Source organism: Geodermatophilus amargosae (genome assembly GCF_900116515.1).
In the GTDB taxonomy this organism is placed as follows: Bacteria; Actinomycetota; Actinomycetes; order Mycobacteriales; family Geodermatophilaceae; genus Geodermatophilus; species Geodermatophilus amargosae.
Window position 1 is genome coordinate 134224 of the sequence record NZ_FPBA01000009.1, and the last position, 14231, is coordinate 148454.

Consider the following 14231-nt stretch of genomic DNA (forward strand, 5'->3'; position numbering starts at 1 on the left):
GTGCCCGCCCGGTGCTCAGCTGCTGAGGACGCGCTCCTCGAGCATCCGGCGGACGGTCGCCGCGTCGGCCTTGCCGCGGGTGGTCTTCATGACCGCCCCGACGAGTGCGCCGAGCGCCTGCACCTTGCCGCCGCGCACCTTCTCGACGACGTCGGGCGCGCCGGCGATCGCGGCGTCGACGGCGGCGACGAGCTCGTCGGACTCCCCCATCACCGCCAGCCCGCGGGCCGCGACGACGGCGCGCGGGTCACCCTCGCCGGCCAGCACGCCGTCGAGCGCCTGCCGGGCCAGCTTGTCGTTGATGGTGCCCTCCCCGACCAGCGCGGCCAGCTCGGCCACCTGGGCCGGGGTGACCGCGAGCTCGGGCAGGTCGACACCGGCGTCGTTGGCGCGACGGGCCAGCTCGCCGAGCCACCACTTGCGGGCCTCGGCCGGCGAGGCACCGGCGGCCACGGTCTGCTCGACCAGCCCGAGCGCGCCGGCGTTGACCAGCCAGGTCATCTCGGTGCCCGACAGGCCCCACTCCTCCTGCAGGCGGGCGCGCCGGGCGGCGGGCAGCTCGGGCAGCCCGGCGGCGAGCTTCTCCACCCACTCCGCGTCCGGGGCGAGCGGCACGAGGTCGGGCTCGGGGAAGTACCGGTAGTCGGTCGCCTCCTCCTTGCTGCGGCCCGGCGACGTGCTGCCGGTGTCCTCGTGGAAGTGCCGCGTCTCCTGCACGACCCGGCCGCCGGCGTCGAGGACGGCGGCCTGCCGGCGCATCTCGTAGCGCACCGCGCGCTCGACCGACCGCAGCGAGTTGACGTTCTTGGTCTCGGTGCGGGTGCCCCACTCGAGGCTGCCGACCGGCGCGAGCGAGGTGTTGACGTCACAGCGGAGACTGCCCTGCTCCATCCGCACGTCGGAGGCGCCGAGCGTCTGGATGATCTCGCGCAGCTCGGTGACGTAGGCACGGGCGACCTCGGGGGCCTTCGCGCCGGTGCCGGGCACCGGGCGGGTGACGATCTCGACCAGCGGGATGCCGGCGCGGTTGAAGTCGACCAGCGAGTGGTCGGCGCCGTGGATGCGGCCGGTGGCCCCGCCCACGTGCAGGTTCTTGCCGGTGTCCTCCTCGAGGTGCACCCGCTCGATCTCCACGCGGTGGGTCCGGCCGTCGACCTCGACGTCGAGGTGCCCGTCGACGCACAGCGGCTCGTCGTACTGGCTGGTCTGGAAGCCCTTCGGGATGTCCGGGTAGAAGTAGTTCTTCCGGGCGAAGCGCGACCAGCTCGCGATCCGGCAGCCCAGGGCCAGGCCGATCCGGATGGTCGACTCGATGGCCGCGGCGTTGGCCACCGGCAGCGATCCGGGCAGGCCCAGGCAGACCGGGCAGGTCTGGGTGTTGGGCTCGGCGCCGAACGTCGTCGAGCAGCCGCAGAACATCTTCGACTCGGTGCCCAGCTCGACGTGGGTCTCCAGGCCGATGAGCGGCTCGTAGCGGGTGAGGACGTCGTCGAACTCGACGAGGGTCTCGCTCACGGGGTGGGCCCTCTCTTGGGGGTGGTGCTGCGGCCGGTCAACCAGGCGCCGAGGCCGGTCAACACGCCCAGGACGATGAAGACGGCGAAGACCACCTCGCCGGTGACCAGCCAGAGCACCAGGCCGGCCGCGACGACGAAGGCGACCAGGCCCCAGGCGGCCTTGAGCGCGCCGTTCACGCGGCACGCTCCAGCAGCCGGTCGGTCAGCGGGGCACCGAGGGCGGCCTCGACCGCGGCGGCGACCCGGTAGCAGCGGTCGTCGGCCAGCGCCGGGGCCATCACCTGCAGGCCGACCGGCAGCCCCTCGGACAGCCCGCACGGCACCGAGATCGCCGGCACACCGGCGAGGCTGGCCGGCAGCGTGCACAGGTCAGCGGCGTACATGGCCAGCGGGTCGTCGACGCGGGCGCCGATCGGCCAGGCCACCGTGGGACTGGTCGGGCTGACCAGCACGTCGACGCCGTCGAAGGCGGCGGAGAAGTCACGAGAGATGAGCGTGCGGACCTTCTGCGCCTGGCCGTAGTAGGCGTCGTAGTACCCCGCCGACAGCGCGTACGTGCCGAGGATGATCCGCCGCTTCACCTCGGGGCCGAAGCCCTGCTCGCGGGTGAGCGCCATGACCTCGTCGATGTCACGGCTGCCGTCGTCGCCGACCCGGATGCCGAACCGCATGCCCTCGAAGCGGGCCAGGTTGGACGACGCCTCGCTGGGGGCGATCAGGTAGTACGCCGGCAGGGCCAGGTCGAACGCCGGGCAGGAGACCTCGCGGACGTCGGCGCCGGCCGCCTCGAGCAGCGCCACCGCCTCGGCGAACCGCTCGAGCACGCCGGTGTCGTAGCCCTCGCCGGCTCCCTCGCCGCCGAGCTCCCGGACGACGCCGACCCGCAGGCCGGACAGGTCGCCGCCGGCACCGCGTCGGGCGGCCTCGACGACGGCGAGCACCCGGGTGTCGATGGAGGTCGAGTCGCGCGGGTCGTGGCCGCCGATCGCCTCGTGCAGCAGGGCGGCGTCCATGACCGTGCGGGCCATCGGGCCGGCCTGGTCCAGGCTCGAGGAGAAGGCGATCAGGCCGTAGCGCGACACCGAGCCGTACGTGGGCTTGTGCCCGACCAGGCCGGTGACGGCGGCGGGCTGGCGGATCGACCCGCCGGTGTCGGTGCCCAGCGCGAAGGGCGCGAGCCGGCCGGCGACAGCGGCGCTCGAGCCGCCCGAGGACCCGCCGGGGATGCGGTCGCGGTCCCAGGGGTTGCGGGTGACCCGGTAGGCGGAGTTCTCGGTGGACGAGCCCATCGCGAACTCGTCCATGTTGGTCTTGCCGAGCAGCACGGTGCCGGCGTCGTGCAGCCGGCTCGCGACGGTGGCCGAGTACGGCGGGCGCCAGCCCTCGAGGATCCGCGAGCCGCTGGTGGTGGGCACGCCCTCGGTGACGAAGACGTCCTTGAGCGCCACCGGGATGCCCGCGAGGCCGGTGCCCGCGGTGCCCGCGGCGTCGATCTCGCCGGCCCGCTGCAGCGCGGCGTCGGCGGTGACGTGGAGGTAGGCGCCGAGGTCGCCGTCCTCGGTGGCGATCCGGTCGAGGTGGGCGCGGGTGACCTCGACGGCGGAGGTCTCGCCGGAGGCCAGCGCGGCCTGCAGCTCGGTGACCGGGAGGGCGGTGAGGTCGCTCACTCCTCCTCCCCCAGGATGCGCGGGACGCGGAAGCGGTCCTCGTCGGCGGCGGGGGCACCGGCCAGGACGACGTCGCGGGGCAGGCTCGGGGTGACGACGTCGGTGCGCAGCACGTTGGTCAGCGGGACGGCGTGCGTCGTCGGGACGACGTCGCCGGCGTCGGCGCGCTGCACCTGGGCCACCGCGTCGAGCACCGCGCCCAGCTGGCCTGCGAAGCGGTCGAGCTCCTCGTCGGTGACGGCCAGCCGGGCCAGTCGCGCGAGGTGCGCGATGTCCTGGCGGCCGAGGGCGGGTGCCCCCCGGTCGGGGGTCGGCTCGGTGCTCATGCGGGGAGGTTCATGCTGGGGCGGGACTCCTGTCGTCGGCGCCGGCCGGCGCCAGGGACGCAACCCGGCCACTGTACGTGGGCCGGGTGCGGCGCCGTCCGGCCCGGCGGCCGGTGCTCGACCCCGGGCCGCCCGTGCGGGAAGCTGCTCGGGACCACGATCGACGGAGATCGGCTCGCACCTCGTCGCCCTGCGGAGGCAACCGTGTCCTATCTCCTGCGGCTGGTCGTACCCGACCGCCCCGGTCAGCTCGGCGCGGTGGCCACCGCGCTGGGCACCGTGGGCGTCGACATCGTCTCGGTCGACGTGCTCGAGCGCGGCGGCGGCGTCGCCGTCGACGACATCGTGGTGGACCTGCCGCCCGACCGGCTGCCCGACAGCCTGATCACCGCCGCGCAGGCGGTGCCGGGCGTGCAGGTGGAGACGCTGCGGCCCTTCGCCGGCCCGCTGGACACCCACCGCGAGCTCGACCTGCTCGAGGAGCTGGCCCGCGCCGCCGAGGGCACCGCGGTCAAGCTGCTGGCCGTCGAACTGCCGCGCGTCTTCCACAGCGGCTGGGCCGCGGTGCTGCAGGACTCCGACGCCGGGTGCCAGGCCCTGGCCGCGTCCGACGCCGCCCCCGCCTTCGACGGCATGGCGCTGCCGTGGCTGCCGCTGTCCTCCCCGCTGCTGCTGCCGAGCGAGGACGACTGGCTGCCCGAGCGCTGGCGGGAGATGGCCGTGGAGATGATGGCGGCGCCCTTCGGTGACCCGCGGACCGCCGTCGTCATGGGCCGCTCGGGCGGGCCGGTCTACCGCCGCTCGGAGCTGCTGCGACTGACCCACCTCACCGGCATCGCCGCCAGCGTCGCCCACCTGCCACCCGCCTGAGCTGCAGGTTCTCCGTCCACAGGTCTGCCGCCGACTGCCGTCGAACATATGATCGAACCCGTGACGGGATCCTCGACCGCGGTGCTCGACGCACCGGCCACCACGCCTCCAGGTGTCGGCTGGGCGTCGGGTCCACTCGGCGAGGTGCAGGCCGCCGACCGCGAGCTCGCCCGGCAGACCGCGCGGCGGTACCGGGCGATCGCCGTCTTCGCCGCGACCCGGCCGGCGTCGGCGGATCGGGCGCAGGGTGAGCACGGGGCGATGGCGGCCGAGCGGTGGGCCGCCCGCCCGGAGGTGCTGCGACCGGTCAGCGAGTGGACCACACAGGAGCTGTCGATCGCGCTGAACGTGTCTGCTCAGCGCGCCGAGGACGAGCTCGAGCGCTCGCTCACGCTGACCCGGCGGCTGCCGCTGGCGCTCGACGCGCTGGAGACCGGGGTGATCCACCCCGGTCACCTGTGGTGCCTGCTCGAGCACGTCGCCCCCATCGCCGACGACGCCGTGCGCACCCGCGTGCAGCGCGAACTGCTGGACTGGCTGGCCGTGCGGCACCGGGTGACCACCCCGGCGCAGCTGGGCGACCGGGTGCGCCGGGTGGTCGCCCGGCACGACGCCCGTGATGCGGCACGGGACCTGGCCCGGGCACTCCGGCAGCGTGGGGTGTCGGTGCGCCCCGAGCGGACCGCAGGGATGTCGGCGGTCACCGTCATCTGCAGCACCCCGGAGGCGCAGGCGTTCGTGCGCGCGCTGTCGGCCTACGTCGACGCGCTGGAAACCGATCCGGCCGATCCCCGCAGCCGCGGGCAGCAGACGGTCGACGCCCTGCTGGACCTGGTGCTGCGGCCCGGCGAGGCCGACCTGCCGCCGGTGCAGGCGCTGCTGACCCTCGTCGCCTCGGTACCCACGATGCTCGGCGGCGATGGACCCGGGGAGGTCGACGGGCAGGTCGTGCCCGCCGAGATGGCCCGCCAGCTCGCCCGCGCCTTCACCGGCCTGCCACCGACCGACCCCGACCCGAGTACTGAGCCCGACATCCAGAAGGGCTCCGGCGGTCTCCCGCCCCAATGGTCCGCGGGCGGTGAGCCCGTCGACACCGAAGGTGGACCGGTCGACCGGGCCGCAGCGGAGCTGAGCGCCGAGGACTTCGACCGCTGGCTCGACGACCTCGTCCGCCAGGCCTTCGGCGAGGACCCCGTCATGCCGCCGGACCCGGACGACCATCCCGGCGCCATGGTCGAAGGCTCGGGTACTGCACCTCCACCTCTTACGGGAGGCAGCGCCCCTCAGCCCGACGACGTCGCCTCGCGCCCGGGCGGTGAGTGGTGGGCAGCGGCCGACCGGGCGGTCGAGGACGCGAGCGAGGCCCTGCTGGTCCTCGACCGCGCCCTGAGCTCCGCCCGCCGGATGGTCGGCACCGCCGAGCGCGCGGATGCCGCGGACGAGGCCGTGTGGGCCACCAGCCCCGCGGGCCGGGTGTCGGCGGCCGGTGACGCACTCACCGCCCTGACCGTCGCCGCCGACCGCGACCGCGCCTCGCTGGCCGATCTGCTCGGTCGCACCGCCGGCGGCGGGCTCGCCGACCGGCCGCGCATCGCCCTCACCGACGCCGTCACCGGCGCTCTGATCGCCCTCACCGACCTGCCTGCACTCCGCCGCACCGGCACCTGCGGCCGACCTGCCTGCCGCCGCCGACCCGAGCACTGCGACCACGACCTCACCGGCCGCCCCGGACTCGGCCCACCCGCCGACAGCCCCGGCTACCGCCCTGAGGCCGCCCTCGACCGCTTCACCCGCGCCCGCGACCGCCGCTGCCGCTTCCCCGGCTGCCGCCGGCGCGTACCGGCACACGGCGACCTCGACCACGTCCACCGCTGGCCCGACGGCCCCACCTCCGCAGCCAACCTCGCCGGCCTGTGCACCACCGACCACCGCGGCAAGCACCAGGCCCCCGGCTGGACCCACCGGCTCGGACCCGACGCGACCCTCACCGTCACCACCCCGTCCGGTCTCACCGCCGTCACCGAGCCGCCGCCCTACTGACGCCCGGGCCGGCCATGCACGTTCTCCGGCGCACGCAGCCCCGGGACGTCCGGACTCAGCCTCCGGACGGCTGCGCCTCCACCGGCTCGGACTCCACCGGCTCGGACTCCACCGGCTCGGACTCCGCGTCGGCTGCCTTCGCCCGTCTGCTCCTCGTCCTCGCCTTCGGCGTGGCCGGTCCTGCACCTGCCGTCTCGGACGGCACGGCCTCCGCCTCGTCGAGCTCGCTCCCGTCCCCGATCGTCGCGACGGCGCGGGCGGCGTCGGGACCCTCCTCGAGCAGCACGCGCAGGCCGTCGTCGTCGAGGATCGGCGCCTTCACCTGCACGGCCTTGTCGTACTTGCTGCCGGGATCGGCGCCGACCACCACGAAGCCGGTCTTCTTCGACACCGAGCCGGTCACCTTGCCGCCGCGCTCCTGGATCGCGGCGATCGCCTGGTCGCGGCTGTGGTCGCGCAGCGACCCGGTGACGACGACGGTGACGCCGGTGAGCAGCCCGGGCGGGGCGTCCTCGCCGGCGTCGGCCAGCGAGACGCCGGCCCGCCGCCACTTCTCCACGACCTCGCGGTGCCAGTCGACGGCGAACCAGTCGCGCACCGAGCGGGCGATGGTCGGGCCCACACCGTCGGCGGCGGCGAGCTCTTCCTCCGATGCCGCGGCGATCCGGTCCAGCGAGCGGAAGTCGCGGGCCAGTGCCTGCGCGGCGGTCGGGCCGACGTGCCGGATCGACAGCGCCACCAGGACGCGCCACAGCGGCACGTCCTTGCGCGCCTGGAGGTTGGCCAGCAGCCGCTGCCCGTTGGCCGAGAGGGTGCCGTCCTTCTTGGTGAAGAAGCTCGTGCGGCACAGCGCGTCCTCGGTGAGGTCGAAGACGTCGCCCTCGTCCTCGAGCAGGTGTTCGGCGAGCAGCGCGACCGCCGCCTCATAGCCGAGCACCTCGATGTCGAAGGCGCCGCGGCCGGCGACGTGGAAGACGCGCTCCCGCAGCTGCGCGGGACACGACCGCGCGTTGGGGCAGCGGATGTCGGCGTCGCCCTCCTTCTCGTGCCGCAGCTCGGTGCCGCACTCCGGGCAGTGCGTCGGCATCAGGAACTCGTGCTCGTCGCCGGTCCGCGCGGCCACCACCGGCCCGAGGATCTCGGGGATGACGTCGCCCGCTTTGCGGATGACGACCGTGTCGCCGATGAGCACCCCCTTGCGCCTGACCTCGCTGGCGTTGTGCAGGGTGGCCAGCTGCACGGTGGAGCCCGCGACCTTGACCGGCTCCATGTAGCCGAACGGCGTCACCCGGCCGGTGCGCCCGACGTTGACCCGGATGTCGAGGAGCTTGGTCGTGGCCTCCTCCGGCGGGTACTTGAACGCGATCGCCCAGCGCGGCGCCCGCGAGGTCGAACCCAGCCGCCGCTGCAGCGCCACCTGGTCGACCTTCACGACGACGCCGTCGATCTCGTGCTCCACCGAGTGCCGCTGCTCGCGGTACCGCTCGATGAAGGCCCACACCGCCTCGAGGTCGTCGACCACCTCGTACCGGCTGCTCACCGGCAGCCCCAGGGCGCGCAGCCGCTCGTAGGACCCCGACTGCCGCTCGGTGTCGAAGCCACGGCGGGCCCCGAGGCCGTGGACGACCAGCCGCAGCGGCCGCGAGGCGGTGATCCGCGGGTCCTTCTGTCGCAGCGACCCGGCCGCGGCGTTGCGCGGGTTGGCGAACGGCGCCTTGCCCTGCTCCACCATCCCGGCGTTGACGTCGGCGAAGCCGGAGATCGGGAAGTAGATCTCGCCGCGGACCTCGAGCAGCTCGGGCACGTCATCGCCGGTGAGCTGCTGCGGGACGTCGTCCATGGTGCGGACGTTGGCGGTGACGTCCTCCCCCGTCGTGCCGTCGCCCCGGGTGGCCGCGCGCACCAGCCGGCCGTGCTCGTAGACCAGCGCCACCGCCACGCCGTCGACCTTCAGCTCGCACAGCCAGGCGCCGACCGCGCCGGCGTCGCGGGTGACCCGCCCGGCCCACGCCGACAGCTCGTCGCCGTCGAAGACGTTGTCCAGGCTCTGCATGCGCTCGAGGTGCCGCACGGGCGCGAACGTGGCGGTGAAGCCGCCGTTGACCTTCTGGCTCGGCGAGTCCGGGGTCAGCAGCGCCGGGTGCTGCGCCTCGAGGACCTTGAGCTCGGCCATGAGCGCGTCGTACTGCCCGTCGCTGACCAGCGGCTCGTCGCGCACGTAGTACGCGAAGGCGTAGCGGTCCAGCTCCTCGGACAGGTCGCGGTGACGGGTGCGCGCCTCGTCGGGGACCTCGGTGAGGTCCTGCCGGTCGACGACCGCGGCGACCTGCGGGGCATCGACTTCCGCGTCCGTGCTCACGGCGACGACGGTATCCGGCGCGTACGACGCCGAACCCGGCGTTCCCCGATGGGGTGTCACTCCGGCAGGAGGTACCTCGCAGCCTCGCTGACGTGGGTCATGGCGGCCCGCGCGTAGACCGGGCTCGCGCCGGCCAGCCCGCAGGCCGGGGTGAGCGTCACGGCCTCGTGCAGTTCGTCGGCGGCGAACCCGAGCTCGCGCCACCACGCCTGCAGTCGCGAGGCGGTGGCCTTCGGCGCCGGCAGCACCGTGCCGGTGCCGGGGACGACGCCGGGGAGCAGGTGGACGCCGGCGTCGACCGCCGTCCCGAGGGCGTCGAGGTCCTGGACCAGTCCCAGGTCGAACGACAGCCCGTCGGCGCCGGCGGCGCGCAGCAGGTCCAGCGGTGCCCGGTGGGCGCAGCAGTGCACGACCACGGGCGCCGGCACGGCGGCGATGACCGCGCTCAGCTCCGCCTCGACGTCGGGGGCGGCGACGGCGGGCAGCCGGCCGAACCCGCTCGCCGTCGGCAGGCCACCCTGCAGGACCGCGGGCAGGGACGGCTCGTCGAGCTGGACGACGACCTGTGCCCCGGGCACGCGGGCCGCGACGGCGGCGACGTGCTCGGCGATGCCCTCGGCCAGCGACTGCCCGAGGTCGCGGCGGGCGCCGGGGTCGACGACGGCCCGCTCCCCCCGCTCCCGCTCCAGGCCGGCCGCCAGCGTCCACGGCCCGGTGGCCTGGACCTTGAACGGGCCGGAGTGGCGCTCGGCGACGTCGTGCAGGGCGTCGAGGTCCCGGGCGAGGAACTCCTGTGCGCGGCGCAGGTCGTGGCCGGCACGCGGCACGAGGCGCCAGCCGGCCGGGGTGAGGTCGACGGCGAGGTCGACGAGGAGTGCGGCGCTGCGCCCGATCAGGTCGGCGCCGGCCCCGCGGGCGGGCAGCTCGGGCAGGTGCGGGAGGCCGGGCAGCTCGCCCAGCACGACGCGCAGCGCCTCGGCCGGGTCGGTGCCGGGCACCGACCCGACGCCCGAGGCCGGCCCCCACGCTGCGGGAGCCGGCCTCGGGTCGGTACTGGGCTGGTCGATCGGAGAGGCCACGGCGGCGACGGTAGTACCGCCGCCGCCGTGGCTCCCCTGCCGGTCAGGCGATCAGCAGGCGGTCCGACCGGACAGGTCGTCGTCGAACTGGGCAGCCGGGTCGAGCGACACGGCGCGGTCCAGCGCCGGCGGGGCGACCGGCCCGGTCTGCGTGGCCAGGTAGGCGTTGAACGCGTCGACGTCGTTCGGTCCGATCGCCACCGTGGCCCCGACCGGGCGGCCGCCGACGAACGCCGTGAAGGAGTCACCGCCGGCGATCAGGAAGGAGTTCGCCACGACCGTGTAGGTCGCGGCGAGGTCCAGGGGCCGACCACCGATGCTGATGGACGCCGGGTCGATCCGGCTGCCGGCCGGCAGGCGCGGGTCGAACGAGTAGGTCAGTCCGGCCACCGACAGCTGCAGGAAGCTCGCGGCACCGCCGCGGGTCGCCCACTGCTGCTCGAGCACCTGCTCGATCCCGGCGCCGGTCAGCTGCACGGTGTTGACCGTGTTGCTGAAGGGCTGGACCGCGAACGTCTCGGCGTAGGTGATCGTCCCGCTCGGGTCCTCGGGGCTGGAGGACGCGCAGTTGATGTCCGCACGCAATCCGCCCGGGTTCATGAACGCCACGTCGGCGCCCGGGAAGGCCGCCAGCTGGGCATCGGCGACCAGGTTGCCCAGCGAGGACTCCGAGTCGCGGACGGGGGCCCCGGCACGGTAGGCGCGGTCGAGGTCGGCCGTCTGGGTGCCGACCGGGATGTTGCCGGCCTCGGCCGCACGGGCCTCCCAGTAGCCGACGATGGACTGGATCGCCGGGTCCGGCGACGTCTGCCGGACGGGGACGTTGGTGGCGGTCGCGGTGGACCGGATCACGTCGCCGTCGCTGCCGATGCGGAACTGGATGTCGGTCAGCGCCTTGCCGTAGAAGCCGGCCTGGGTGACCAGGCGGGGGTTGCCGGCCGGGTCGGGTAGCACGCAGTCGTAGGGGACGTGGGTGTGCGCGCTGATGATGACGTCGACCGACGGCGCGACCGCGGAGTTGATGGCGCCGATCGGAGTGCCGGCCATGGCGCCGACGCAGCGGTCGTAACCGCCGCCCGGACCCTGCGTGCCGCCCTCGTGGACCATGACGACGATCGCCTGGACGCCCTGGGCCTGCAGTTCGCCCGCGTAGCGGTTGATCGCGGTGGCCTCGTCGCCGAAGGTCAGGCCCTCGATGCCCGAAGCGGCGACGATGTTCGGGGTGTCGTCGGTGACGACGCCGATCAGGCCGACCTTCCGGTTGCCGGTGGTCTGCACGACCTCGTAGGGCGGGAGGATCGGCCGGCCGGTGGCCGTGTCGGTCACGTTGGCCGCGAGGTACGGGAACTGGGCGCCCTCGAAGGAGTGCTCGCCCTCGCCGAAGCAGCCGTCCACCCCGACCACGATGCCCTCGCAGGCGGTGACGTCGTCGGAGAACTGGTCGTCGGTGGCGCCGGAGATCCGGTAGAGCTCCTCCTGGCCGCGGTCCAACTCGTGGTTGCCGACGGAGGAGAAGTCGAGGCCGAGCGCGTTGAGCACCTCGATGGTCGGCTCGTCCTTGAAGACGCTCGAGTTGAACGGCGAGGCGCTGACGAGGTCACCGGCGCCGACGAAGAAGGTGTTCTTCCCCGGGCCGCCCCACGCCTCGCGGATGTCGCCGAGGGTGGTGGCGATGTTGGCGGCGCCACCGACCTTCTCGGTGACGTTGTCCGCCGTCGTGGCGTAGTTCCCGTCCGGGCCGGGCGAGGTGACCAGTTCGCCGTCGCCACCGGTCTGGGGGCTGATCCGGCCGTGGAAGTCGTTCATGGCGACGAGCTGGACGAGGAGCCCGCCGGCACCGTTGCCCGGTGCGGCAGCGGCCACGGTGGGCGCGGCGAGCAGGCCGGCCATGGTGGCGGTCGCGAGGGCGGCCGCCAGGGTGAAGCGCGTTCGGCGCAAGGAGTCCTCCGGAGGACATGCGGAGCAGGCCGCCGGACGACGGCGGCCCGGAGCGGGCATCGTGAGCCGAGCTCCTCAGAGATGCTCAGAGAGTGGCTCGAGGGACACGTTAGGTGACGGACCGGTCCGGCACCAGGTACGGCGGATGACGTTCTGGGAACACGCCGCTAGCCGGCGACGGTCCCCTGTCCGAGCACCAGGTCGCCGCGGACCGGGTCGGGTGCGTAGAGGACGGCCGACTGCCCGGGGGCGACGCCGCGCTGCGCCTCGTCGAGGTCGATGACCAGTCCGCCGTCCGGTCCGGCGGCCACCCTGCACGGGACGGCGGCCGAGTGCGCCCGCAGCTGCACCTCGGCACGCAGCGGGAGCTGCGGCGCCGGCCCGGTCCAGGTGGGCGGCGCGGTACGGACCCCGGCGACCCCGGCCAGGTCGGCGGTCCCCACGGTCACGGTGCGGGTCACCGGCTCGATCGACAGGACGTAGCGCGGCCGCTGGTCGCCCACCGCGATGCCCAGCCCGCGCCGCTGGCCGACCGTGAAGCCGTGCGTGCCCTCGTGGGTGCCGACCGTGGTCCCGGTGGCGGCGTCGACGACCGGCCCCGGGTGCACGCCGAGGCGGCGGGTCAGGAACCCGCGGGTGTCACCGTCGGGGATGAAGCAGATGTCGTGCGAGTCGGGCTTGGTGGCGACGGCGAAGCCGCGCTCGGCGGCGATCGCGCGCACCCGCTCCTTGGTCATCGAGCCGAGCGGGAACCGCGCGCCGGCCAGCTGGTCGGCGGTGAGCACGCCGAGGACGTAGGACTGGTCCTTGGCCGCGTCCACCGACCGGCGCAGCTGCCCGTCGACCAGCCGTGCGTGGTGGCCGGTGACGACGGCGTCGAAGCCGAGCGCGAGCGCCCGGTCGAGCACCGCGGTGAACTTGATCCTCTCGTTGCACCGCAGGCAGGGGTTGGGGGTGCGGCCGGCCGCGTACTCGGCCACGAAGTCGTCGACGACGTCCTCGGTGAACCGCTCGGCGAGGTCCCAGACGTAGAACGGGATGCCCAGCTCGTCGGCGACCCGGCGCGCGTCGTGGGCGTCCTCGACGCTGCAGCAGCCGCGGGCGCCGCTGCGCAGGGTCTGCCGCTCGGGCGAGAGCGCGAGGTGCACACCGGTGACGTCGTGCCCGGCGTCGACGGCGAGGGCGGCGGCGACCGCCGAGTCCACTCCCCCGCTCATGGCGGCGAGGACGCGCACCGGCGCTACCTCCCCGCCCGGCGGGCGCGCTCGACCACGGGGGCGATGACGGCCAGCAGGGCGTCGACGTCGTCGTCGGTGCTCGTCGACCCCAGGCTGAACCGCAGCGAGCTGCGCGCCCGGTCGGCCTCGGCGCCGACCGCGGTGAGCACGTGGCTGGGCCGCGCGACGCCGGCGCTGCAGGCCGAGCCCGTGGAGCACTCGATGCCGCGGGCGTCGAGCAGCATGAGCAGCGCGTCGCCCTCGGCGCCCGGGAAGGACAGGTGCGCGTTGCCCGGCAGCCGTCCCGGGCCGCCGGCGACCGTCCCGTCGAGCAGGTCGTCGAGCGGTGCGCCGTTGAGCTGCGCGTCGGGCACCTGCTCGAGCACCCCGGCCACCAGCCGGTCGCGCAGCGCCGCCAGCCGGGCGGCCCGGTCGACGCGGGAGGTGACGGCGGTGGTCGCCGCGACGGCGAGGCCGGCGATGGCCGGCACGTCGAGGGTGCCGGAGCGGACGTCGCGCTCCTGACCGCCGCCGTGCAGCAGCGGCGTGCACTCGACGTCGCGGCGCAGCAGCAGCGCCCCGGCGCCCATCGGCCCGCCGAGCTTGTGCCCGGTCATGGTCAGCGCGTCGACGCCGCTGGCGGTGAAGTCGACCGGCACCTGGCCGACGGCCTGCACGGCGTCGGTGTGCAGCGGCACCCCGACCGCGTGCGCGGTGGCGGCCAGCGCGGCGACGTCGCTCACCGTGCCGATCTCGTTGTTGGCCCACATCACGCTGGCCATCGCGACGTCGGACCCGTTCCCGAGCGCGTCGGCGAGGGCCTCGGGCGTCACGCGGCCGGTGGGCGTCAGGCTCAGCCAGGTGACCTCGGCGCCGTCGTGCTTGGCCAGCCACTCGGCGCTGTCGAGGACGGCGTGGTGCTCCGCCGGGCTCACCACCAGACGCCGGCGGCGCGAGTCGGCCTCCCGCCGCGCCCAGAACAGGCCCTTGACCGCGAGGTTGTCGCTCTCGGTGCCGCCGCCGGTGAACAGCACCTCCGACGGGCGGGCACCCAGCGCCTCGGCCAGCCGCTCGCGGGACTGCTCGGCGGCCCGGCGCGCGGCGCGGCCGCCGGCGTGCAGCGACGAGGCGTTGCCCACCCGGCCCCACTGCTCGGTCATGGCGGCCAGGACCTCGGGGAGCACCGGCGTGGTGGCCGCGTGGTCGAGGTAGGTCACC

11 protein-coding genes are annotated in these 14231 nt (G+C 74.9%); 2 read left to right on the forward strand and 9 right to left on the reverse strand.

What is annotated here, in order from left to right; genetic code table 11:
• Positions 1-15: 15 nt before the first annotated feature.
• Genes gatB through gatC form a run of 4 tightly spaced genes read right to left on the reverse strand, consistent with a single transcriptional unit; the run spans position 16 to position 3510 of the window.
• Positions 16-1515: an Asp-tRNA(Asn)/Glu-tRNA(Gln) amidotransferase subunit GatB gene (gatB, locus tag BM414_RS14055; RefSeq protein ID WP_093580053.1), complete on the reverse strand. Its 1500-nt coding sequence runs from the start codon at positions 1513-1515 to the stop codon at positions 16-18.
• Complete coding sequence (locus BM414_RS14060; RefSeq protein ID WP_093580055.1) at positions 1512-1694, reverse strand: hypothetical protein; 183 nt, start codon at positions 1692-1694, stop codon at positions 1512-1514. The genes gatB and BM414_RS14060 overlap by 4 nt, the downstream gene beginning before the upstream one ends.
• On the reverse strand, positions 1691-3184 hold the full coding sequence (gene gatA, locus BM414_RS14065) for an Asp-tRNA(Asn)/Glu-tRNA(Gln) amidotransferase subunit GatA (RefSeq protein WP_093580057.1): 1494 nt from the start codon (positions 3182-3184) through the stop codon (positions 1691-1693). Before gatA ends, BM414_RS14060 begins: the two co-directional genes overlap by 4 nt.
• Positions 3181-3510: an Asp-tRNA(Asn)/Glu-tRNA(Gln) amidotransferase subunit GatC gene (gene gatC / locus BM414_RS14070; RefSeq protein ID WP_093580059.1), complete on the reverse strand. Its 330-nt coding sequence runs from the start codon at positions 3508-3510 to the stop codon at positions 3181-3183. The genes gatA and gatC overlap by 4 nt, the downstream gene beginning before the upstream one ends.
• Positions 3511-3714: 204 nt before the next feature.
• On the opposite strand from gatC, the gene BM414_RS14075 reads away from it, so the two are divergent.
• Both BM414_RS14075 and BM414_RS14080 read left to right on the forward strand, forming a co-directional pair.
• Positions 3715-4380: an ACT domain-containing protein gene (locus BM414_RS14075; protein WP_093580061.1), complete on the forward strand. Its 666-nt coding sequence runs from the start codon at positions 3715-3717 to the stop codon at positions 4378-4380.
• 60 nt (positions 4381-4440) lie between these two features.
• Positions 4441-6420, forward strand: coding sequence for an HNH endonuclease signature motif containing protein (locus tag BM414_RS14080; RefSeq protein ID WP_245784719.1), 1980 nt, complete (start codon positions 4441-4443; stop codon positions 6418-6420).
• A 55-nt stretch (positions 6421-6475) separates the two neighbouring features.
• Here BM414_RS14080 and ligA read toward each other — a convergent pair whose 3' ends face one another.
• The 5 genes from ligA to BM414_RS14105 form a co-directional block, all read right to left on the reverse strand.
• Positions 6476-8779: an NAD-dependent DNA ligase LigA gene (gene ligA, locus BM414_RS14085; RefSeq protein WP_093580063.1), complete on the reverse strand. Its 2304-nt coding sequence runs from the start codon at positions 8777-8779 to the stop codon at positions 6476-6478.
• A 56-nt stretch (positions 8780-8835) separates the two neighbouring features.
• Complete coding sequence (locus tag BM414_RS14090; RefSeq protein WP_093580065.1) at positions 8836-9858, reverse strand: methionine synthase; 1023 nt, start codon at positions 9856-9858, stop codon at positions 8836-8838.
• Positions 9859-9909: 51 nt separating this feature from the next.
• Complete coding sequence (locus tag BM414_RS14095; protein ID WP_175551591.1) at positions 9910-11796, reverse strand: bifunctional metallophosphatase/5'-nucleotidase; 1887 nt, start codon at positions 11794-11796, stop codon at positions 9910-9912.
• A 167-nt stretch (positions 11797-11963) separates the two neighbouring features.
• Complete coding sequence (mnmA, locus tag BM414_RS14100) at positions 11964-13031, reverse strand: tRNA 2-thiouridine(34) synthase MnmA (RefSeq protein WP_217644721.1); 1068 nt, start codon at positions 13029-13031, stop codon at positions 11964-11966.
• Positions 13032-13036: 5 nt separating this feature from the next.
• Complete coding sequence (locus BM414_RS14105) at positions 13037-14230, reverse strand: cysteine desulfurase family protein (protein ID WP_093580069.1); 1194 nt, start codon at positions 14228-14230, stop codon at positions 13037-13039.
• Between the last annotated feature and the right edge of the window lies 1 nt (position 14231).

Excerpts from the sequence above, each read along its gene's own strand:
- gatC (WP_093580059.1), bottom strand. The coding sequence starts at position 3,510 with ATGAGCACCGAGCCGACCCCCGACCGGGGGGCACCCGCCCTCGGCCGC.